This window comes from Rhizobium altiplani (assembly GCF_001542405.1).
In the GTDB taxonomy this organism is placed as follows: Bacteria; Pseudomonadota; Alphaproteobacteria; order Rhizobiales; family Rhizobiaceae; genus Rhizobium; species Rhizobium altiplani.
Genome location: NZ_LNCD01000026.1, coordinates 26,478 through 45,794 on the forward strand (window position 1 = coordinate 26,478; position 19,317 = coordinate 45,794).

Here is a 19,317-nt window from a genome sequence, read left to right on the forward strand (position 1 = left end):
TGCTTCCATCTTGCGTTCCTGCGAATTCCTTGCCGTTTGGGGGCTACGGTTCAGTATTTGATCTGCCCATTTTTGATTGTCGCTCCGTCGTAGGAAAGCTCCTCCTGGAGAATGTCTCGCTCCTCCGGGCTGATGACGGCGACTGGTGCGGCCACCGCGAGATGCGCAGCCGAACCTGCAAGGTTCGCGGCAGTGAAGTCAATCTGGTCTGCCGCGCTTGCCTTTCCGCCATCAAGGCTCTGTCCGGCCAGCCGGCGCCCGAGCAGGCGCACGATCTCCGGGCTGTCGACGAAGGCGTTGTGGCCGAGCGGGTCGTCCGTCGCGATCGCGCTCGTGTCGATGACAGAAACGCCCAGTCCGTCGAAAAGAGGTACGCAATGTCTGAGATCGGACCCATCAAGGCGTTCGTTCCGGCCGAAAGCCAGCCAGAGAATTCCAGCGCCGTGTCGTGTTTCGATGTCGACATAGCAAAATACGGCCGCTTCGGTCCCATTTCGGTGAACTGACGGCGGAATACGTCGCTATCGACGTCCGGCGATGCAAGCGAGACGTTCCTCACCTTCGCCGGAATCGATTTCTCTCGCATAGCGACGCCGCGCAACGCCTCCGCGGAAGGCCAGGCCCCCAGGACCGAGCGAGGATTGTCACATCGGGACGTCAGGACTTATGACAGCCCGGAGTATCAGATCCTCCAAAGCCCTACGCAATAGTTGGCGCTCTCCTTGTCATATAGGTAGTCGAGGACGCGTTCCCTCGAGGGCTAGATGAAGAGGATCGAGGCGGCATCGGTTATCTGGAAGCCATCAACCGTCGGGGCTTGGAGAGTCTGATCTCTCAGGTATCGTAGCGCCTATCGAGTTCTCTGAGGGCAGACTGAACCTCATCGATCGAAACTGGCTCCGGTGTTCCTGGAACATGACGGAGGGACGGTTTCGAATCGATCGCGTAAAAGTCCGAAGCCCATGCCGCGAGGATCGTTCGCTTATCGTCGACAGAAAGTGCTGGCGCCCTTACCACATCGATTGGCCGTCGAAACAGCAACCCTTGGGGTGCTAGAACTGTTGGCCCGATCGCCATGGCATTGCTGGCAGCCAGTTCCAACATCTTGTTCATCATCGGTTTACCTCAGCGTATGTGCGGATCCCTGTCCCGGCGCAGGCGAGACGCAACGAGGACGTTGGTTTCCGGCGCCAGCAGATCGTGCTTTTCAGCAAAGGCGGCAAACAGGCCGCGAGCGGTCTCCGCTTCGATTTCACCGCGCAGCGCAGCTCCGCAGGCCTTAAGCGCAACGGAGTGCGCGTTATCTCTGAACGCCTCCGGCCACTCGACGAGATGCCTGTAGGCATCCATCGCGCTGCGAACTTCGGCCGGAAAGCCCAGGCCGACCAGAATAGAAACAGGCTCTTTGAACATATCGGGTTTCATTACGCTCTCCTTCCCAACCCGCGATGTTGACGGGCGCCGCCGCAGCGACGCCCTCCTTGATGGGTTCTGCTTAAGCCGCCTTTTGCGCTTCGATCTGCGCGGGAGAGGCCGACGGCTCAACACCTGAAGCGGTCTCGATGGCGACTTTTCGCGGCTTCATTTCCTCCGGGATCTCACGAACGAGATCCACGGACAGCAGACCGTTCTTGAGATCCGCTCCGTCCACCCTGACATGGTCGGCCAGCTCGAACCGGTGTTCGAACGGCCGGCCGGCTATGCCGCGATGAAGGTAGGCTTCGGCAGCCGCCTCCTGCTTCTTGCCGGTCACGGTCAGAAGGTTGGACTGGAATGTTATGTCGAGATCGTCCTGGGCGAAACCTGCCACCGCTATTGAGATCCGATAGCTGTCATCGCCAGTCTTGACAATGTCATAGGGCGGCCAGTCGTTGATCGAGCGGGCGCGCTGAGCATTTTCGAGAAGATTGAAGACCCGATCGAAACCGACGCTGGATCGGAACAGCGGTGCATAGTCGTAGGATGTTGCCATAGCCATATCCTCCTTGAAGCAACATGGGTACGAAGCGCCGAAAGATAGCGCTTCCAGCAAGGCCAGCCCTATCCTCAGCGGCTGGCGGATATCGATTTGGTTTTTGAGAATTTCGGATTCAAGAGCTGCGCTTGAGAAAAATTAGCGTGTTTCAATCCTGGCGAACCATACAATCGAGCTCATAGCTTGGAGCTATATTCTGTATATCGCGCAAGCCTTCACATAAGGCGGACGCAGATTGCCGCCGTCGGCCCCACCACGGAATTCAAACCCGACAATCACAGGCACAGAACGACACCGTTGCTCTTCAACGGCACATTCAGCGATCCAGTCGTCAGGCCATCTCTGGTGCTCCGATGCCGCAGCGATCGAAATCCTCCACGATGGCGACTGTTCACTATCGTACACCCCAGCAAAACCCAGACCGGCGGGATTTGTCCGTATCAGATTACGACGTCGTTGTTTCCTCCTCGAGCGGAGTGCCCTAATCGACGACGCGTGGGTTCGGATATATTCGAGAATTGGCCGCCCGCCATTCATCTAGCAACCATAGCCAATATTTACGATCTCTATTCTCCGCTGGCCATCAGGCTGTTGATCGATCGCAAAGGCCATATGACAGGACGGGTCGATCACGCCGGGGGCAGTGGCCAGTAAACGCTATTCATCCTGCTCTTCCTCGTCGGCGGACAGCAGATCAACGAGCACAGCAACCCTCCCCGTCGCCAGACGCCGGCCTTCACCCAACAAGGCTTCGTCATTGCTGGCCCACGCAAATGCCTCGGCAAGTTCAGCCTGCGTAGCGCCTGTCGCGATGATCTCGGCCACCAGCGTTTCGTCGACAGGTCCAAGGACGGCAATGACGTCGTCCGAAGTCATTGTCATAGCCAGTTCCTCCTCCCTCTACCTCGGCCCAAATATGGTGGCGCCTCAAAAAAATTCAATTTTTTCACCGAGAAAATCCACTCTCCTTGAAACATTAACTCACTGAATTATTTTAATATTAGTTGATTTTTCGATGGGATCGACACAAGTCCAGGAGACGCCGGCCGCCGTCGCCTCGTATCCATGTTGCCTATAAGTAGGATATGGCTATGAGGACGAACCTCGATTTCTCACCCTTATTCCGGTCGAGCATCGGAATGTTGAACGCGGCGGGGCTAATCGAAGCGAAGGCGGCAAACTTGGTGTTCGGCCATAGGCCGTAGTCACTCCAGGAGGCCTCGCTTCTCAGCCGGGACGGTAGCCACGTGAGCGAACGCAACTTCTTCCTGGTCCCCAAGATTCTCGAATGAGCGCCGGCCACCTCGGGCTTCGGAGAACTTAGCATCGGCTGCGACTCGGCGTCGCGCGATCCTGATTGCCTCTGCCAGGTGCGCAAGCGGCAACCTTCCAATACGGCACTCCCGAGTGCTACATGGCCGCTGAGCTGTCAATCAGCTTTGAGCCCATCTACCTACGCGCCCAATTAGCTTAGCGGGTCGCCGGCGTGAGTTGTCGCGTCCGACACAGTTCTGGGGGAGATCGTCGAGGCGGTGAAAGGACACCCCCGCGCCTCCGCTGTCATTGTGTATGGAAGGGATGAGGTGACGATCTGTTCGCTCGGATGGTCAGTCGGCGTCGACGATGTGGCAGGTTTGAGGTCTTGAAATTCACTCTGTCGGCTCCGATATTTTCCCTACTTCTTTTCATCCGGTTTGAATGCGAAAGGAGGACATCATGCTTCCCCCGGAATTGGTTTGGATGACGCCCGTCGCCGTCCGCATAGAGGATGGGGGCTCCCAGGTCTTCGCTTCTGTCAACGACGCGCTCGACTTTCTGGAAGGGGATTGGGCCATATATCGAGGCCGAAATTACAATCGGGCGGTTCAAACGTGCCGCCGTGCTCTAAACCGAATGACGCCAGTCACCCTCGCGCGCGAAGCGTTCATTGACGCCTGCCGCGATGCGGGATTGTCAACGGGCGCAGATGGACCGCTCGGGACAAAGACCGGCGTTGGCGGTCAACACTCGCTTGCCTAGAATGGCTGGGTTGGGGCACCTCTTCGTGCCTCAACCTTCGAACGTTCGCTGCGCGGGGCACCTTAGGCAATTCGGCTGCATTATGTTTACGCTGCCTTGATCTCCTGTGGCTGGCCACCGCGATCACGAGGCGCACCGTTGCGCTATCGACGATCCTGGTCGTCAGCTTATCGAAATCCAGCCCCCTTGCCGAAGCGCTGGGCGAACTCGGCCGCATTGAGCCCACCAGGTTGATAATCGCATGGAATACAAAACCGTCGTTGCGTCGGCGCTGTCCGGCTGCGCCCAACGCGAGCCGGTATAGCGATACGCGGATTGGGTCCAGGTCAAATTGCGAGCTTTCAGCTCCTTGCACGTCCCTGGCTATCATAACCCTAATCATGTCGATCACTTGCCTATTTTGTTCGTTGACCTCCTCATACCCAAGCTGCGGCGGTGTTCAATTGCGCTCAGGCAACCACCGCCGAATTCCTATACCGACGGTTCGAGCCGTTGACTTGCGGCGGCAACTTCATTGATGCGGTCTCGTGATCCATCTGCCACCTAAGCATACAAGGGAGACAAGAATCGCTATGGCCCCTGCCGCGAGATGTGAGGTGGCAGGGTCAGCGTTGTTCGAAAAGTCCAGGAGCCATGGCGCTGCGAAGATCCAGACGCCGATCGACAGACATGCCAGATTTAGCTTTGGCCAGATGTCCGTTGCAGCAGCGACGGCGAGAACCGTCAATGCCAGCCCACCGATCCATGCGTTGATTGATGCGAGCAAAGACCCTTCGTAGCTCAGCACCCACGGGCTGACAAACAATACCGCTCCTGCGACGGCATTCACCGTGTTGAGTTTTGCTAAAAGAGAAACCCGTTCTTCGACCTTCCACATCCTGAGACCTTTCGACCTGACTATGGCGCGAGAAGATCTGGTGTGGCGGGTTTCCCAAGACAAGACGGCGGCTGACATCGAGTCTGTAAGATCGCGTGTATGATTTGAACTATGTGCCACTCCTTCCGCCGACCGCTCCAAACATCCATAGACATCCTATCTCGGCAAGGCTGCCGGGGGGCTCGGGTGCATCGGAACGCCTCGCGGCGAGGAGAGGCTGTCTGATTCCATACGAAAGCTGGTCATGGATCCTATCGCTCTGCTGCCGCGCCATGCCCCTTCGAGCCGTTAGCCGAAAGCTCTCCGGAGATCTGTCGCCGAATGCGGTGGCCGCCTTTCTGAAGTCGTCGACCAGCCGGATCTGCATGCGGGCGTAATCGGCCTCGGAGCCACATCGCCTGCCGAAGTCCGAGGCATTGCGCTGAGGGGCTGGCTCTCCGAGACCCCCGCGGCGTATAGGTGGTCTTGAACCGCCTGATAGCGCCCACCCGCTAGCCCTTGCACGCGCCCGTCTCCAATCCTAAATTTTTGTTATTTGTCGTTGGTAGGAAAAGGAGGAAAAAATGCCGACGTCAGATATCCTTTGGAGTAGTCCCGTAAATGTTCGGCTTCCGAATGGTACTGAGAAGTCGTTCCAAAGTATCCACGACACCTTGGACTTTCTTGAAAACGAATGGCCCAAGGTACACGGTGCGTATCACGACGCAGCAGTAGCGAGCTGCCGAAATGCCCTCGGGCGACAAACTCCTCCCGCGGTCAGCAAAGAGCTCTTCCTCGCGGCATGCCTGGAGGCAGGCCTTGCGGTTCGAGGCGGTAGCAGGCGAGCGAGCGGCCAACGCTTATCAGAAACCCCTCACCGACATTTCTGAATCCGACAAAGCTGGAACAAATACCGGCAACCGCACTTTCGGCCAGAGGCCATTCGCCTCGACCTTTCATAAGTCCAAATGCGTGCCCCGCTGTTCTCGCGGGGCCTTTTGGGCGATGGCAACAGAGATGTTCTTCATGGAGGATGTTGTGATGTCTCGAAAACACTTCAGTCGCCACGATGAGCCCCTGAATTCCGACGACTTGCGCAAATGCCAGGCAGTTTTGAATGCGATCTGCGGGGATTTCGGAATAGAACCGGGCTCCGAGGAGGCAGATCGCATAGCCGCAATTACCATCGAGCTTTATCAACAGGGGGTGCGCGACGTTAGGCACCTGGAGCACATCGTCGATGCCGCGCGCGGCCTCGATCTCCGCGCACGTGGAACCAAGGCGTAGCTTACCGCGTTTTGAGCTTCGCTCACGGCTTTCGGGGCGTGACCACTTAAGGAGCCCTGACCTTGCCCCGCCGAACACGCGGGGCTCTTTTCCACACCGACATCCGGAGTTTAGCACGCTCGCATGACCGTCATAGGTGTGAGGAAGCATCGGCGGTTGAATTCAACCTGGCCGGTTGGTCGCGATCCGATCTGACGCTCCAGATCCGATGACAATCGCATGCTTCGTCTCCGTTTCGTAACAGTCTGAAGGTGGCGCAATTTTTTGCCGCCATCAACGAATTTTTGAATGCCCAAGGCCAGGGTTCTTGTTTCTTTCCAGCATGTTAGCACCCGCCGCTGAAGAGTGCTAATTTTTTGTTTTGACCTCTTGAAATCGAAAAATCGCAAAACCAGATAATTTCGCGCAAAACGCTCGAGCGAGGTTTTGCACCCGCCCGGACTGGTCATCCGGTCCGGCCAGGGGAACAACGTCATCATTGTTTGTCCATCGGAGGAAAACATGTCGTTCCGACCGCTTCATGATCGCATTCTTGTCCGCCGGGTTGAGTCCGAAGAGAAAACCAAGGGCGGAATCATCATCCCCGATACCGCCAAGGAAAAACCGCAGGAAGGCGAGGTCATCGCCGTCGGACCCGGCGCGCGCAACGATGCCGGCCAGATCCAGGCGCTCGACGTCAAGGCCGGTGATCGCATCCTGTTCGGCAAGTGGTCCGGCACCGAGATCAAGATCAACGGCGAGGACCTGCTGATCATGAAAGAAAGCGATGTCATGGGCATCATCGAAGCCCCGGCAGAGCAGAAGCAAGCCGCCTGAAGGCCAATCCATCATTAATTAGCTGCCTATTAAGGAGTTAAAGAAATGGCTGTGAAAGAAGTCAAGTTCCACACCGATGCCCGTGAACGCATGCTGCGTGGGGTCGATGTGCTCGCCAATGCTGTGAAGGTGACACTTGGGCCGAAAGGCCGCAACGTCGTGATCGAAAAGTCCTTCGGCGCACCGCGCATAACCAAGGACGGCGTTTCGGTCGCCAAGGAAATCGAACTGGAAGACAAGTTCGAGAACATGGGCGCCCAGATGCTGCGCGAGGTGGCATCAAAGACCAACGATCTCGCCGGCGACGGGACAACGACCGCGACGGTGCTTGCCCAGGCAATCGTCAAGGAAGGCGCCAAGGCGGTGGCGTCGGGGATGAACCCGATGGACCTGAAGCGCGGGATCGACCTTGCCGTCGACGCCGTGGTCAAGGAACTGAAGACCAACGCGCGCAAGATCTCCAACAATTCGGAGATCGCCCAAGTCGGTACGATTTCGGCCAATGGCGACGAAGAGATCGGTCGTTATCTTGCCGAGGCAATGGAAAAGGTTGGCAATGAGGGCGTCATCACCGTCGAGGAAGCCAAGACGGGCGAAACCGAACTTGAAGTCGTCGAAGGCATGCAGTTCGACCGCGGCTATCTCAGCCCTTACTTCGTCACCAATGCCGAGAAGATGCGCGTCGAGTTCGAGGATCCTTACATCCTCATCCACGAGAAGAAGCTTTCCAACCTCCAGTCCATGCTTCCGGTCCTTGAAGCCGTCGTGCAGTCGGGCAAACCGCTTGTTATCATCGCTGAGGACGTCGAAGGCGAGGCTCTCGCGACCCTCGTCGTCAACAAGTTGCGTGGTGGCCTGAAGATCGCCGCCGTCAAGGCACCGGGCTTCGGCGACCGCCGTAAGGCTATGCTGGAAGATATCGCTATCCTGACGGGCGGCACCGTCATTTCCGAAGACCTCGGCATCAAGCTAGAGAACGTGACGCTGAACATGCTTGGCCGGGCAAAGAAGGTCGCGATCGAGAAGGAGAACACGACGATCATCGATGGCGTCGGTTCCAAGGCCGAGATCGACGGCCGCGTTGTGCAGATCCGTGCGCAGATCGAGGAAACCACCTCCGACTATGACCGCGAAAAACTGCAGGAACGCCTCGCCAAGCTCGCCGGCGGCGTTGCCGTCATCCGCGTCGGTGGCTCGACGGAAGTCGAAGTCAAGGAAAAGAAGGACCGTGTCGACGACGCGTTGCATGCGACCCGCGCGGCGGTTGAGGAAGGCATTCTGCCAGGCGGTGGCGTGGCACTGCTGCGGGCCATTAAGGCGCTCGACAATCTTGATGTGGCAAACCCGGACCAGCGTGTCGGAGTCGACATCGTCCGACGTGCGATCGAGGCCCCTGTCCGTCAGATCGCCGAGAATGCCGGCGCAGAAGGTTCGATCATCGTCGGCAAGTTGCGCGAGAAGTCCGACTTCTCCTACGGCTGGAACGCCCAGACGGGAGAGTATGGTGATCTCTACGCACAGGGCGTCATTGACCCGGCCAAGGTCGTACGCACCGCGCTTCAGGATGCAGCCTCCATTGCCGGCCTGCTGGTGACGACGGAAGCCATGATCGCCGAAAAACCCAAAAAGGAAGCCGCTCCGGCGATCCCCGCTGGCGCCGGCATGGACTTCTAGGTGGATCAGCCTGGCCCGCCCGTCGGGCGGGCCGTTCCCGGAGTGAGAAATGAATCCGACGTCTTTCCCAACAAAGGAGGAGGCGCGCTTGTGTGCGAGTGTCGTCAAGGAAATCTCCCAGACAAGGGGAGTCTCCAAGGACCCGGTCGCTATCGGAAAGTTAACCGTGCTGGTGGCGCAGCTCTTCAACAGCGGGCTGCGCGAAGGCGATGATCTTTTGTCAGCCGCCATGCGATCATCCGATTTGCAGGGTGACCTGATGCATACAGATACCGGAGTGCGCACGTCGTCAAATAACAAAGAATGAAAGGATAGGCCGCCTGGCGGCCTCAAACTGGCACTTTTGGAGGCCACCAGCCGCCGAGGTTCACAACCATCAAGCAAACCTGAAAGGAGGTAACCATGGCACTCGATCTGTTTGACTCACCCCTTTTCGCTCAGAGAAAGTATTTTATGCAGGAAATAACAGGGCTCGATGACGCTTTCGACCTTCTGGACGAATGGCCGACGGAGCAGCGCGATCTCTCTTATGAAACGGTACTCAGGGTCTGCCGAGATGCCGCGGCGGGCACCTATCACGTGCGGTTCGAATCTCCACCGGTCCACCATCATTTCCGGAGTTTTCGTCGTGCCTGGCCGTTTCGCCGGCGTTTGTGTGCGGCGGATCGAAATCTCTACCGGCACCGTCCGTCATCTTTAGTAGCCGCTCGCGGCCGGCAGGGAGGATGGAGCGGAATGCTTTGCTTCCTTATAGAAACCGCACTCGACGAAGCAGTAGAAGAAGCAAAGCGTCGCGGACAACCAGTCCAAATTGGCGCGCCATCGGCAATTCAATAACCCGCTCGGCCTTCGACTCCATCGCCCGAAATCAAGATGTCTGCGATATCGACCGCCGTACAGGTGGCGCTTCCAATGATTTGCCACCTGTTTCCGACGTGGCCGAGGGAGCAAGGCAAATCAGCGGATGAGCTTCGGTCGAAACTATCCTCCATGAAACCCGCGCGATCGCGGGCTTCATGGAGCGTCGGCCGATCAATTAGACAACCGAAACGTTCTCAGCCTTGGATTTGCCGGTCTTGCGGTCCTGTCCGACCTCATAGCTGACCTTGTCGCCTTCACGCAGAGAACTGCCGCGTACCAATGCGGAGACGTGAACGAAAACGTCCTGGCCGCCGTTGTCGGGAGTGATAAACCCGAAGCCCTTGTCGTCGTTGAAGAATTTTACCGTTCCAGTCGCCATGTAAACCTATTTCCGTGTGGTTCTGCGGGTTCGCAACACGAACCTATCGTGAGCGAGACTGCTCATCAATCGCCAACGCCCCTTTTTTAGCACTTGAGGACGGCCGCGTGGAAACAGACGCTTGACCGCATTCTCGGGGAATGGTGCGTCGAAGCAGGCGTCCTCCAAACAGTGCCGAAGCACAAGCAAAAGCCAAGACACTCGTCGATTGGTTCGAATTCGAGGTGCACGGCGAGGATGATCTGGCAAGGGTCATCAGGGATGACATCCAGCTTGTGGACGTTAAGGCGTTAAGGAGACCCCGCGCTAGGGGGAGTGGCTTCCGCGGTCTTATCAGAGTATGCCTAGCGTCGCGCCGGAGATCGAGTATTTGAGACATCTGATCGCCGACGGCTTTGTCGGCGAGGTGCTGTCGATCACTTTGGTCGCGCGGGGCGGCTCGGCACTGGGCGGAGGCAGTATTCCCGACCGGAAGACCTACGGATATCTGCTGGATCGCGCCAATGGCGCAACCCTGCTGACGATCCCCGTCGGGCATACGCTGGCGGCGTTAAGGGATGTCGTAGGCAACCTCGCTGAAGTCTCTGCTGTAATGGCGACACGCCGACCCACGGCGACGGCAGTCGATACCGGGGAAATGCTGCCTGTATCGGCACCCGACCAGGTGCTGGTAAGCGGGGTCTTGGCCAGCGGCGCTCCCATCTCCATACATTACCGCGGCGGCGCGCCGCGCGACGACGACGGATTGTTTTGGGAAATCCACGGGACGGAAGGCGATATACGGGTTTCAGGTTCCTCTGGTCATACGCAAATGGTGCGGCTTTCCCTCATGGGTGCACGCGAAGGAGAGACGGAGTTCCGTGCATTGAAGGTTCCTGCCCGACACCGCCCCGGCTGGCCGGAGGACGTGGAGGCTGGGAACGTCGCACGTCTTTACGCCAGAATGGCCGAGGATCTCCAGCACGGCACTCGTACCGCGCCAAGCTTCGAGGACGCGGTCGAAGTGCATCTCGTTATTGAGGCCATCGAAAGTGCAGCCACAAGCGGGCGTCGCGTCGTGCTGACCTGATGGAAAATCCGAGAGATAGGGTGGTGGGGAACTGGTTGTCGGAAGCGCGTAGCTCATCCGGCAGCAAGCAGAATGACCGCGATCGCGGTGGAGACCAGGACACGATTTCATGATCGTTTCGCTGTCAGCGGACCGTGGCTAGGCTGTTCGTTCAGGCCACCATCCTTGTCAGGGCCTCGGTCATCGTGCGGGCGTCGTATGGCTTCGCAATGAAGACCCCGCCTGCCGGGATCTGGTCCGCCGAAGGTTGCCGTTTTCCAGAGACGATCACAACCTTGATCGGCGGCCACCTGTCGCGGACAGCGGCAGCGAACACCAAGCCGTCCATGCTGCCGGGCATGTCGATGTCGGTCAGGACAATCACGATGTCATCAGTGTTTTCGAGGAGGAGAATGGCATCGTCGGCATTGCTTGCTTCAAGCGCCTCAAATCCGCCGTCCTCGACGACGTCAACCGTCATCATCATGATGAGCGGCTCGTCCTCGACGATCAGTACCTTCGCCTTGTTTCTCACGTGCCCTGCTCCGCTACCCCGTCCGCCGAAACTTGCGAAAGGGACTCTAGTTCCCCGGCGGCGAACGAAAGTTCGAAGACCAATCCCTCGGAGAGATAGTCCGACCGGGAGACTGATCGCGCTTTCGACGGGAAGGCTCGCTCGATCAGAACTGAACCGAAGCCCTTTCGGGCAGGCGCGTCGACAGCGGGACCGCCGCTCTCGGTCCACGTGAGGTCCAGACGTTCGCGCTCCTTGCGCCAGACGATCGAGACCTTCCCCGTCTCGCTGGAGAGGCTTCCGTATTTGGTGGCGTTGGTTGCCAACTCGTGGACCACGAGCGACAGCGGTAGCGCGAGATCCGCGGGAAGGACGACGTCCGGTCCATCGACGCGAATTCGCTCGCAACCACCGTCAAGATGGGCTTCCATTGCGGCCGCAATGACTTCACGCACCGACGACGACGTTGTCTCCTTGGACAGCAGTAGGTCATAGGTCCGAGCGAGCGCCGCCACGCGCTCCGAGAATGAGTGATAGCGTTCGGGTTCGACCTTCGAGAACGTCTGCCTGGATATCGCCTGCACGAGCGTGAAGCCGTTCTTGACGCGGTGCGTGAGCTCCCTCATCAACAGAGCACGCTCCTCCACTCCCCGCTCGGTTTCAAGCCGGCGACGGTCAAGTTCATCCAGCAGTCCGTCGAGCGTCGCCCCGACTGCGGACAGCTCGTCAGGCCCTCTCATGCCGGTTCGTGCCTTCGTCTCGCCGTTGCGCCATCGGTCCATTGTCGCCGCGATGCGTTCGATCGGCGCAAGCAGGAACCTATTGCCAATCAAAAACGCGGCGAGGAACGCAAGCAGCACTCCCCCGACAATGCCAAGCCCGCTTGCGAGAGTCGACCGGTTAATCTGATCGAAGGCCTCCTTCTTTGAGAAGCCTGCACTGACATAAAGCGGGCTACCCGGCAGAGCGATCGGGCGGTATCCGAGGATCCGCTCAGTACCATCTTGGCTCGTGACATCGATTACGCCAGGCTCGTCGGCATGAATGAGCGACTGGAATTCATCCGGAATGACGGTGCCGACGAACCGTTCGGGAAACGGCACCCGCGCAAGGATCGTCCCCTTTCCATCAGCTATCGCCACGGCATTGCCGGGGGAGACGCCGCGCTCGGTGATCCTGTTCTGAAGCCAGTCCAGCCGGACACCGGTGACCACGACCCCCTTTAGATTGTCACCTTCCATCAACGGCATTGCGATCGGCAACACGGCCGTATCCGAGACCCTGCTCATCGTGTACGTGCCAACGACCGTCTGCCGAGAATCGATGACGCCGTTGAAATAGTCTCGGTCTGCGAACGTCGTTCCGGCGTTTATCGGCTGACTGCAGCAGATCGGGCTTCCCTTCGGATCGAGGACGAAGATCGTTCTGACGTTCGGAACGTTTTCCGCCACCGACTTCAGGCTTTCGCTGCAGCTTGCGGCGTCGAGGTGACGAACGGCGGGCATGGCGGAGACAGAGACTAGCATGGCGCGGACGCCTTCGATGATCCGCTCGACCTCCGACGAAGCCTCACGAGCGGCTTGCGCGGCGTTCGCTCTAACCTCCTCGTTTCGCTGCGCACGAAGCGCGAACTCGTTGTACACGAGCATCGCGACAACAGGAGCGAGGGCCGCCGCTGCGACCGCTACAAGCTTCAGCTTCATGTATCCCCCAGAACTCCAAGCTAAGGTCGTAGCATGGCCGCGAAATCCTGGCTATCCGGTGGTTTTGGCCCGCAACGCTCGGATCTGGCGGAACAAACTGGCGTCGCAATCATTTCGCCGCCAGAAAATATAAGGGAGCTAGGAAAGATGCATTCAGATCGTCATTTTGAACGCCGGCGAGCGTTGCGTGGCAACGCGTACACGCTCGAGGAGTTTCGAAGCCGATACGGCCTGCATCAGGACGTGGCCGAGAGTCTGTTTTATCGCTTCGGCCCATCATCGATCGAACTGGACATTTTGATGGCCGCGAAGAAGCGCGTGCCGTCGATCCACGTGATTACGCAGGAAATGGGACGGTAGGTACGACGCCGACACCTCCGTGCGATTGTCCGACTGAGGTGCATCTTCCTCAGAAGTCGGTGGAGCCCGAGGGTCTCGCCACCGCTTTATGATGTCGGCATCGCTAAGATGCTTCGCCTCTATCACGGCAACAGTGTCGCTGCCGAACGGCATGCGGACGGGCGGTTGAGCGACGTCGGAGAAGTCCACGACCTGCTGGGCGAACCTTTCGGGGTCGCCGGGCTGATTGTGGTTCAGCAACGACCCGCGCTCGCGAACCGCGCGGCGGTCTCATCATAGTCGCGGATCCCATTGGTGCTCGACGCCAATGAGCTGCGATCGAGGAAGTCCGTCCGGAAGGTAGCCGGGTTCGTCACATGGATTGCACGCGGTTCCAGTTCCGCATGGAGCGCCTTAGAAAGTCCTTCGATTGCGAACTTCGCGGAGCAGTAGAGACCGAAGCCCCAATTCGGTCTTGAACTGTCAAAGGTGTGACTTCTGCGAGACATCTCTTTAGTTCAGGAAAGATCGGGGTGTCGCGAAATTCGGATCCATGGACACCCACGCTCAGGTCTTTTATCGCGGCGGTTGGAGTGCCGCGGGCCTTCAAACTCAATGGCCGACCCTGTATACGCGCCCGAAAAATCGCACGACCGCTCCCAAAGCTTACTCGTTTCATTGGGCATTTGCTCGCGCATGTCAGGGAGGAGTTTGCTTCTAGGTGAGGAACTTAATCTAGTCAGTGACGCTTAACCGTGTCGCATTTCTAGCACCGGTGTACACTTTCATGATCGATGATGTTGATCTCGTATTGGTTGTCGAGGACGAAGTTCTCATATGAATGAGCCTGGTTGAAGACCTCGAGGATGCTGGGTTGATAGTTCTTGAGGCGGGATCGGCCGATGAGGCGCTCATGCTGCTCGACGAAAACCCTCGCGTCGCGATGCTATGGCGCTGTATAAGTCGATCGTCAGTTCAGACGATAGTCATTCAACCCACTTTGATGGGTTGAATAATTTCTAATTATGCATTATTTGAACCATTTAAAGGGTCAATTAATGCGCCTAACGCTCCAAACCCATTTTGATGACGAGTGGCATCACGCCGCGACGCTAGAACTCAAGGATGACGCGGCCGGCTTCCAGGGCGCATCGATCGTCGATTACGATCTCGATTATTTCGTCACGATGGCGTCGGCGGAATTCGCGACCGGCAAAACGGTCCGCGACCATCGTGCCTTGTCAGTCCGTTATCCCGTTGACCTCGAAAATCGATACAGCCGCAGCTGGCCACCTTTCCTCTTGGATCTTATGCCCCAGGGGCACGCAAGGCGAAAGCTTGCCGATCACCTCGGCCTTGCTGAGGGTTCGCGCGCTTCCGATCTGCCGCTGCTTCTGCGATCGGCAACGGGCGGCAAAGGCAATATCCGCATCAAAGAAGCCGCGGACACCGAAGGAGTAAGGCTGCGCGGTGTTGATCGCCAAGGAGTGATAGAAGCGGAAATCCTTGAACGGGCGGATCGTTTCATGGAAGTCGCCGATCGCTTTGGAATGCTCGCCTCCGGCTCGAGCGGCCTGCAAGGCGAATGGGACGCTGTATCGCAATAGCGGACAGCGTTCTGGCGGCGTGTCAATGATGGCGAAGGACCGCTAAATGGCTCGATGGAAGAAGCCGACGAAAGAGGAGATTCTTGAAAACCGGCGAACACTTGCGGAGCGTGCTCGAACTGGGGACCTGAGGCTGCCCGGTGCTGTGGCGGAGATCCGCAAAGGGTTCGGCATGACGCAGGAGGAATTTGCCAAGACGCTGTCGCTTACTAGGCGACAAGTTGCGGAGATCGAAGCCGGCGCCGCGAACCCAACGCTGGAAACATTGGAAAAGATTGGCCGCTTGTTCGGATTTGGCGTTGGGTTTGTTCCAAAGCAACCGGGGCCAACTTGATAATCACGCAAGCAACAGCCGACAATTCCTCTAGCGCCAAGACAGAGCGCTACGGCTCTTTGCGCAACTGAAGGCGCTCAGGTATCTACCCTGGCCGTTTCGGAAAAACTTGATCAGCACGGCGCGCCATCCTTGGCCGTGAACTGCTCAAGCGTCTCTGAAAGCGCCCGCTCGATTGCGGCCAGGCGCGCGGCAACCGTGATTGCGTCGATGAGCCTCGGCCATGTTCAGCCATCGCGCAATCCGGTTCGAATGCGAAGCCGATACCGCCGTGCTTGTCTTGGGTGAATTGCCCCGACAATGCGACCACCCCACCAGACATTGAGAACCTCTACGTTCACCAGGGGCCAGAATATCTAACGACAATCAGGGGATGTCGACTTCCACTGAAATCACGGCGAAACATGGAACCGAAACCGCCCCCTGCCGTTTCGTTATCTTCCCGAATTGGAGGCGTCGAAATGGACACAGCCCAACTTCATCGTGGCCGACTAATCGATCACATCCAATTGATCGTAGCCAATCTTTCGGCAAGCCGCGCATTTTATCTCCCACTGTTAGAGGTGCTCGAAATTCCAATTGGTGGTGAGGCCGATGGCTATTTCTGGGCTGACGAACTCTTCATTTCATCCCGAGACAGCGACGCTGCCCTCGGGGAGCTAACTGGGCGGCATCATTTGGCCTTTCAGGCAAAGGATCGTGCCACTGTCGACGCATTCCACAGCGCGGGCATCGCCAACGGCGGTACCGACAACGGTAAACCGGGCGAACGATCATATCACCGGGGATACTACGCCGCCTTCCTGCTTGACCCAGACGGGAACAACATAGAGGCGGTGTATCACGGACCGGCCAACCGTAGCGCTCGGTCAGTCGTAGTTGACTTCTGACGACGGTGGTTGGCGGCGAGGACGAAGACGACAGGCAATGCATAGCTACGCTGCAGTAACTGGTGTTTCCAGACTCAAATTCCGTCGATAGATGGACGATCCAAGCAAGCCGCCTGCCACGCAGTTGGCTTTTGCCGCTAGCAAACATACGGGCGCTCCCCAATCGGGTTGAGCGCCCGTAATGTTTTGTCCATGTTCAATGGCTTCGTCTTCGGATATTTCAGGAGGGTTAACTCCCCCAAACTAAGCCGTGCATCTTGCCAAACGGGCCTTCGTGACTATTTTGCCGATTGCAAATCAACCGAGGACTTACATTGGCTACTGGTACAGTGAAATGGTTCAACTCTGAAAAGGGCTATGGTTTCATCGCCCCCGATAATGGCTCTCCGGATGTGTTCGTGCACATCTCGGCAGTAGAGCGTTCCGGGCTTTCAGGCCTCAAGGATGGTCAGAAAGTCAGTTACGAACCGAAGCAGGATCGGCGTTCGGGTAAAACAGCGGCTGAAGATCTCCGCGCACTTTAATTGAAGGCTGCCGCGCGAGACGCGGCAGCCGAAACAACAACAGTAAAATTTATCCGCAAGCAGCGACTTTCAACCACACGCTTGTCAAGGCGGCGACCAGGGGCGGGCAAATATGTTCACCGCTTCGCGCTGCGTCGCGACTTTACCCCCGTTTGCCATGTGCTGAACTGCCAATCGCGTGGCCAAGGCTTTACCCGCAAAGCCAACGTGGGATTGCCCATAATCTTCACCAAAAAGCGCTCGTCTTTCGCAATTTCTGCATTCTTACGTTTCAAATCGGAAGCACACGGTCGAGTGAGGCAATCTAACCCGGCTCAGTTCGATGGACGGCAAGTGAAGCGCTCACCATAACCCTTGCGTATGACTGTCCAAAGTAGCGTTCTCAGGTATGTTACCTGAGATCCAACGATAGGATAGGATTTCAAATGACGCGTTGCAGCCATCAGAACTCCGTTCAATCCGTCAAGCCCAAGACCATGGGGTGTGAAGAATGCCTGGCAATCGGACAAGCTTGGGTCCACTTGCGACTATGCCGTGAATGCGGACACGTTGGATGTTGCGATCAATCAATAGGCAAGCATGCGACGGCGCATTTCCGGAGCACGGGCCATCCCATCATCGAAGGCTACGATCCGCCGGAAGGCTGGGGTTGGTGCTACGTGGATGGGACAATGATTGACCTTCCTGATCAGACCCCTCAGGTCGGACCGATTCCGCAGTTTTATTAGACAGGAGGTTGAGTGCATGGACGTCCACTCTCGCCAAGCCCAGCTGTTTCCCGTCCTGACCCCGTTGCAGATAGAAGTAGCCAAGAGATTCGCCAGCGGAGAGCCAAAGACGTTTGGTCCCGGAGAACAGGTCTCATCGATTGGTGACCGGCAAGTCCCGGCTTGGCTAGTCCTTTCTGGGCGGCTTGATGTCTTCGGGAGAATTGGCTCCCACTCGGAGACCGCAATCGTGTCGCATGGGGTGGGCCACTTCTCAGGCGAACTCAATCAATTGTCGGGACGGCCTGCTATGGCGGCTTCACGGGCTGGCCACCATGGTTGCGTCGCCATCCCCTTTGACGCCACGCACGTCAAGGCGCTCATCATCGGCTCGGCCGAGGTCGGCGAAATCATCATGCGGGCCTACATTCTTCGGCGCGTCGCGCTGATCGACACCGGGAATTCCGGCACCGTGCTGATTGGACACGACGGAAAATCGGATCTGCGTGCCCTTCAAATCTTCCTCTCCCGGAGCGGATATCCCTACGTCGTGGTCGATGCCTCCAGCGAGGGCGAGGGTCACGATCTGGTGGAGCGCCTGGGTATCCAGGACAGCGATCTACCGGTCATGGTCTGCCCAAACGGGACTGTCCTGAAAAAGCCCACCGACGCGGAGGTAGCATGCTGTCTGGGGATTACACCGGAGCTGGACCCGGAGATGGTGTACGACACTGCGATCGTCGGGGCTGGTCCCTCAGGACTGGCTGCGGCGGTCTATGCCGCCTCTGAAGGCCTGAGCGTTATCGTCCTGGACGAGCGTTCCGCAGGAGGACAAGCAGGCAGTTCTTCCCGCATCGAAAACTACTTGGGCTTTCCGACCGGCATCTCGGGCCAAGCCCTGGCCGGTCGAGCACTCAATCAGGCCCTGAAGTTCGGCGCCGAAGTTGCCCTGCCCTTGAGAATTTCTGAGATGTCACCGCCTGTTCCCGGCAGTCGGCGCGATGGTCTAATCAATCTCCGCACGACCGACCGGCGAGCAATAATGGCGAGAACGGTCGTGGTTGCATCTGGAGCACGATATCGCAGACCAAGTATCTCGAATGTCTCAGACTTCGAGGGTGCCGGGGTGTCGTACTGGGCAACGCCCATCGAAGCAAAGTGGTGTGAGAACCGGGATATTGTCGTCGTCGGTGGCGGCAACTCTGCTGGTCAGGCAATCGCCTATTTGGCCCCCAAGGTCAGCCGTCTCCATCTGGTGATCCGAAGAGACCTCGCCGATACGATGTCGACCTACCTGATTGAGCGGATTGCCGCCCTCCCGAATGTCGTAATGCACGTCGGGTGCGAGGTAGCCTCCTTATCGGGGGATGCGTCGCTTCTGGCAGTGACGATCAGAAACTTGAAGTCCGCAAGAGAGACGGAATTCGAAGTCCGCCAGCTTTTCATGTTCATTGGTGCTGACCCTAACACCGGCTGGCTATGCCCGCACATTGCTACGGACCGCGCCGGATTCATCGTGACGGGATCTGCTTTCGATCCCTTCGTCGAACAAGAGGTGGGCCGCGCAGCTCTGGCCCTCGAAACCAGCATACCGAACATTTTTGCCATTGGAGATGTAAGAGCAGGCTCCACCAAGAGGGTGGCAGCAGCTGTGGGCGAAGGTGCGGCGGTAGTCAGCCAGATTCACACAGCTTTGGGATTTCGAGATGGTGACCGCAATCCACCTGCGTTCCCCGAGCCTTCACCCCCGCCGAACTGAGCCTGAACCCGGGAAAATTCCAGCT

At 57.9% G+C, this 19,317-nt stretch carries 24 protein-coding genes and 1 pseudogene; 16 read left to right on the top strand and 9 right to left on the bottom strand.

What is annotated here, in order from left to right; all coding sequences use genetic code 11:
- Positions 1-50: 50 nt before the first annotated feature.
- The 5 genes and pseudogenes from AS026_RS39310 to AS026_RS04825 all read right to left on the bottom strand — a co-directional run.
- Positions 51-790, bottom strand: a pseudogene (locus AS026_RS39310) (alpha/beta hydrolase); the annotation flags it as partial.
- Between the two features lie 44 nt (positions 791-834).
- Positions 835-1,116: a hypothetical protein gene (locus AS026_RS04810; RefSeq protein ID WP_062368783.1), complete on the bottom strand. Its 282-nt coding sequence runs from the start codon at positions 1,114-1,116 to the stop codon at positions 835-837.
- 9 nt (positions 1,117-1,125) lie between these two features.
- Positions 1,126-1,425 (bottom strand): DUF982 domain-containing protein, encoded by a 300-nt coding sequence (locus tag AS026_RS04815; RefSeq protein WP_062368784.1) that lies wholly within the window; start codon positions 1,423-1,425, stop codon positions 1,126-1,128.
- A 70-nt stretch (positions 1,426-1,495) separates the two neighbouring features.
- On the bottom strand, positions 1,496-1,972 hold the full coding sequence (locus AS026_RS04820; protein WP_062368785.1) for an Hsp20 family protein: 477 nt from the start codon (positions 1,970-1,972) through the stop codon (positions 1,496-1,498).
- A 660-nt stretch (positions 1,973-2,632) separates the two neighbouring features.
- Positions 2,633-2,857 carry a hypothetical protein gene (locus AS026_RS04825; protein ID WP_062368786.1) on the bottom strand — a complete coding sequence of 75 codons (225 nt, stop codon included), beginning with the start codon at positions 2,855-2,857 and terminating at the stop codon, positions 2,633-2,635.
- An 834-nt stretch (positions 2,858-3,691) separates the two neighbouring features.
- Here AS026_RS04825 and AS026_RS04835 point away from each other — a divergent pair.
- Both AS026_RS04835 and AS026_RS43035 read left to right on the top strand, forming a co-directional pair.
- The gene (locus tag AS026_RS04835) at positions 3,692-3,994 is read left to right on the top strand and encodes a DUF982 domain-containing protein (RefSeq protein ID WP_425349759.1); all 303 of its coding nucleotides are present in this window, start codon (positions 3,692-3,694) and stop codon (positions 3,992-3,994) included.
- 110 nt (positions 3,995-4,104) lie between these two features.
- On the top strand, positions 4,105-4,512 hold the full coding sequence (locus AS026_RS43035) for a Tn3 family transposase (RefSeq protein WP_280950848.1): 408 nt from the start codon (positions 4,105-4,107) through the stop codon (positions 4,510-4,512).
- Here AS026_RS43035 and AS026_RS04840 read toward each other — a convergent pair.
- Positions 4,506-4,871: an SPW repeat protein gene (locus AS026_RS04840; RefSeq protein WP_062368789.1), complete on the bottom strand. Its 366-nt coding sequence runs from the start codon at positions 4,869-4,871 to the stop codon at positions 4,506-4,508. The two genes, AS026_RS43035 and AS026_RS04840, sit on opposite strands and share 7 nt — an antisense overlap.
- Before the next feature lie 563 nt (positions 4,872-5,434).
- Between AS026_RS04840 and AS026_RS39315 the strand changes: the two genes are divergently transcribed.
- The 6 genes from AS026_RS39315 (at position 5,435) to AS026_RS39325 (ending at position 9,464) form a co-directional block, all read left to right on the top strand.
- Positions 5,435-5,740, top strand: a complete 306-nt coding sequence (locus tag AS026_RS39315; protein ID WP_082728436.1) for a DUF982 domain-containing protein — start codon at positions 5,435-5,437, stop codon at positions 5,738-5,740.
- A complete protein-coding gene (locus AS026_RS44160; RefSeq protein ID WP_342587548.1) occupies positions 5,670-6,137 on the top strand; it encodes a hypothetical protein in 468 nt (155 codons plus the stop codon). The genes AS026_RS39315 and AS026_RS44160 overlap by 71 nt, the downstream gene beginning before the upstream one ends.
- A 501-nt stretch (positions 6,138-6,638) precedes the next feature.
- Positions 6,639-6,953: a co-chaperone GroES gene (gene groES / locus AS026_RS04855; RefSeq protein WP_037136492.1), complete on the top strand. Its 315-nt coding sequence runs from the start codon at positions 6,639-6,641 to the stop codon at positions 6,951-6,953.
- A 45-nt stretch (positions 6,954-6,998) separates the two neighbouring features.
- On the top strand, positions 6,999-8,627 hold the full coding sequence (gene groL, locus AS026_RS04860) for a chaperonin GroEL (protein WP_062368791.1): 1,629 nt from the start codon (positions 6,999-7,001) through the stop codon (positions 8,625-8,627).
- A 49-nt stretch (positions 8,628-8,676) separates the two neighbouring features.
- On the top strand, positions 8,677-8,934 hold the full coding sequence (locus AS026_RS04865; protein ID WP_062368792.1) for a hypothetical protein: 258 nt from the start codon (positions 8,677-8,679) through the stop codon (positions 8,932-8,934).
- Positions 8,935-9,029: 95 nt separating this feature from the next.
- Positions 9,030-9,464, top strand: coding sequence for a DUF982 domain-containing protein (locus AS026_RS39325; RefSeq protein ID WP_082728438.1), 435 nt, complete (start codon positions 9,030-9,032; stop codon positions 9,462-9,464).
- Between the two features lie 199 nt (positions 9,465-9,663).
- Here AS026_RS39325 and AS026_RS04875 read toward each other — a convergent pair whose 3' ends face one another.
- Entirely contained in the window at positions 9,664-9,867 is a 204-nt protein-coding gene (locus AS026_RS04875) for a cold-shock protein (RefSeq protein WP_018859573.1), read from the bottom strand.
- A gap of 340 nt (positions 9,868-10,207) precedes the next feature.
- Here AS026_RS04875 and AS026_RS04880 point away from each other — a divergent pair, with 340 nt between their 5' ends.
- Complete coding sequence (locus AS026_RS04880; protein WP_425349760.1) at positions 10,208-10,936, top strand: Gfo/Idh/MocA family oxidoreductase; 729 nt, start codon at positions 10,208-10,210, stop codon at positions 10,934-10,936.
- A 151-nt stretch (positions 10,937-11,087) separates the two neighbouring features.
- Here the strand turns inward: AS026_RS04880 and AS026_RS04885 are convergent, their stop codons facing one another.
- Positions 11,088-11,450, bottom strand: a complete 363-nt coding sequence (locus tag AS026_RS04885; RefSeq protein ID WP_082728439.1) for a response regulator — start codon at positions 11,448-11,450, stop codon at positions 11,088-11,090.
- On the bottom strand, positions 11,447-13,132 hold the full coding sequence (locus AS026_RS04890; RefSeq protein WP_062368794.1) for a sensor histidine kinase: 1,686 nt from the start codon (positions 13,130-13,132) through the stop codon (positions 11,447-11,449). Before AS026_RS04890 ends, AS026_RS04885 begins: the two co-directional genes overlap by 4 nt.
- Positions 13,133-13,279: 147 nt before the next feature.
- Here AS026_RS04890 and AS026_RS04895 point away from each other — a divergent pair, with 147 nt between their 5' ends.
- The 7 genes from AS026_RS04895 (at position 13,280) to AS026_RS04920 (ending at position 19,292) form a co-directional block, all read left to right on the top strand.
- Complete coding sequence (locus AS026_RS04895) at positions 13,280-13,492, top strand: hypothetical protein (protein WP_062368799.1); 213 nt, start codon at positions 13,280-13,282, stop codon at positions 13,490-13,492.
- Positions 13,493-14,529: 1,037 nt separating this feature from the next.
- Positions 14,530-15,078 (top strand): hypothetical protein, encoded by a 549-nt coding sequence (locus AS026_RS04900; protein WP_245307321.1) that lies wholly within the window; start codon positions 14,530-14,532, stop codon positions 15,076-15,078.
- A 46-nt stretch (positions 15,079-15,124) separates the two neighbouring features.
- A complete protein-coding gene (locus tag AS026_RS04905; RefSeq protein WP_018859666.1) occupies positions 15,125-15,412 on the top strand; it encodes a helix-turn-helix transcriptional regulator in 288 nt (95 codons plus the stop codon).
- Positions 15,413-15,873: 461 nt separating this feature from the next.
- The gene (locus tag AS026_RS04910; protein WP_062368795.1) at positions 15,874-16,302 is read left to right on the top strand and encodes a VOC family protein; all 429 of its coding nucleotides are present in this window, start codon (positions 15,874-15,876) and stop codon (positions 16,300-16,302) included.
- Positions 16,303-16,616: 314 nt separating this feature from the next.
- The gene (locus AS026_RS04915; RefSeq protein ID WP_062368753.1) at positions 16,617-16,826 is read left to right on the top strand and encodes a cold-shock protein; all 210 of its coding nucleotides are present in this window, start codon (positions 16,617-16,619) and stop codon (positions 16,824-16,826) included.
- 425 nt (positions 16,827-17,251) lie between these two features.
- Positions 17,252-17,554, top strand: coding sequence for a UBP-type zinc finger domain-containing protein (locus AS026_RS39335; RefSeq protein ID WP_082728431.1), 303 nt, complete (start codon positions 17,252-17,254; stop codon positions 17,552-17,554).
- 16 nt (positions 17,555-17,570) lie between these two features.
- On the top strand, positions 17,571-19,292 hold the full coding sequence (locus tag AS026_RS04920; protein ID WP_062368752.1) for an NAD(P)/FAD-dependent oxidoreductase: 1,722 nt from the start codon (positions 17,571-17,573) through the stop codon (positions 19,290-19,292).
- Positions 19,293-19,317 lie beyond the last annotated feature (25 nt).

What these genes read in the sequence shown, in the direction of transcription:
- AS026_RS04815 (WP_062368784.1), bottom strand. Translation starts at nt 1,425, where the DNA reads ATGAAACCCGATATGTTCAAAGAGCCTGTTTCTATTCTGGTCGGCCTG.
- groES (WP_037136492.1), top strand. Translation starts at nt 6,639, where the DNA reads ATGTCGTTCCGACCGCTTCATGATCGCATTCTTGTCCGCCGGGTTGAG.
- AS026_RS39335 (WP_082728431.1), top strand. Translation starts at nt 17,252, where the DNA reads ATGACGCGTTGCAGCCATCAGAACTCCGTTCAATCCGTCAAGCCCAAG.
- AS026_RS04825 (WP_062368786.1), bottom strand. Translation starts at nt 2,857, where the DNA reads ATGACAATGACTTCGGACGACGTCATTGCCGTCCTTGGACCTGTCGAC.
- AS026_RS04820 (WP_062368785.1), bottom strand. Translation starts at nt 1,972, where the DNA reads ATGGCAACATCCTACGACTATGCACCGCTGTTCCGATCCAGCGTCGGT.
- AS026_RS04895 (WP_062368799.1), top strand. Translation starts at nt 13,280, where the DNA reads ATGCATTCAGATCGTCATTTTGAACGCCGGCGAGCGTTGCGTGGCAAC.
- AS026_RS04920 (WP_062368752.1), top strand. Translation starts at nt 17,571, where the DNA reads ATGGACGTCCACTCTCGCCAAGCCCAGCTGTTTCCCGTCCTGACCCCG.
- AS026_RS04810 (WP_062368783.1), bottom strand. Translation starts at nt 1,116, where the DNA reads ATGATGAACAAGATGTTGGAACTGGCTGCCAGCAATGCCATGGCGATC.
- AS026_RS04835 (WP_425349759.1), top strand. Translation starts at nt 3,692, where the DNA reads ATGCTTCCCCCGGAATTGGTTTGGATGACGCCCGTCGCCGTCCGCATA.
- AS026_RS04865 (WP_062368792.1), top strand. Translation starts at nt 8,677, where the DNA reads ATGAATCCGACGTCTTTCCCAACAAAGGAGGAGGCGCGCTTGTGTGCG.
- groL (WP_062368791.1), top strand. Translation starts at nt 6,999, where the DNA reads ATGGCTGTGAAAGAAGTCAAGTTCCACACCGATGCCCGTGAACGCATG.
- AS026_RS39315 (WP_082728436.1), top strand. Translation starts at nt 5,435, where the DNA reads ATGCCGACGTCAGATATCCTTTGGAGTAGTCCCGTAAATGTTCGGCTT.
- AS026_RS04905 (WP_018859666.1), top strand. Translation starts at nt 15,125, where the DNA reads ATGGCTCGATGGAAGAAGCCGACGAAAGAGGAGATTCTTGAAAACCGG.
- AS026_RS39325 (WP_082728438.1), top strand. Translation starts at nt 9,030, where the DNA reads ATGGCACTCGATCTGTTTGACTCACCCCTTTTCGCTCAGAGAAAGTAT.
- AS026_RS04900 (WP_245307321.1), top strand. Translation starts at nt 14,530, where the DNA reads ATGCGCCTAACGCTCCAAACCCATTTTGATGACGAGTGGCATCACGCC.
- AS026_RS04875 (WP_018859573.1), bottom strand. Translation starts at nt 9,867, where the DNA reads ATGGCGACTGGAACGGTAAAATTCTTCAACGACGACAAGGGCTTCGGG.
- AS026_RS04840 (WP_062368789.1), bottom strand. Translation starts at nt 4,871, where the DNA reads ATGTGGAAGGTCGAAGAACGGGTTTCTCTTTTAGCAAAACTCAACACG.
- AS026_RS04890 (WP_062368794.1), bottom strand. Translation starts at nt 13,132, where the DNA reads ATGAAGCTGAAGCTTGTAGCGGTCGCAGCGGCGGCCCTCGCTCCTGTT.
- AS026_RS04910 (WP_062368795.1), top strand. Translation starts at nt 15,874, where the DNA reads ATGGACACAGCCCAACTTCATCGTGGCCGACTAATCGATCACATCCAA.
- AS026_RS04880 (WP_425349760.1), top strand. Translation starts at nt 10,208, where the DNA reads ATGCCTAGCGTCGCGCCGGAGATCGAGTATTTGAGACATCTGATCGCC.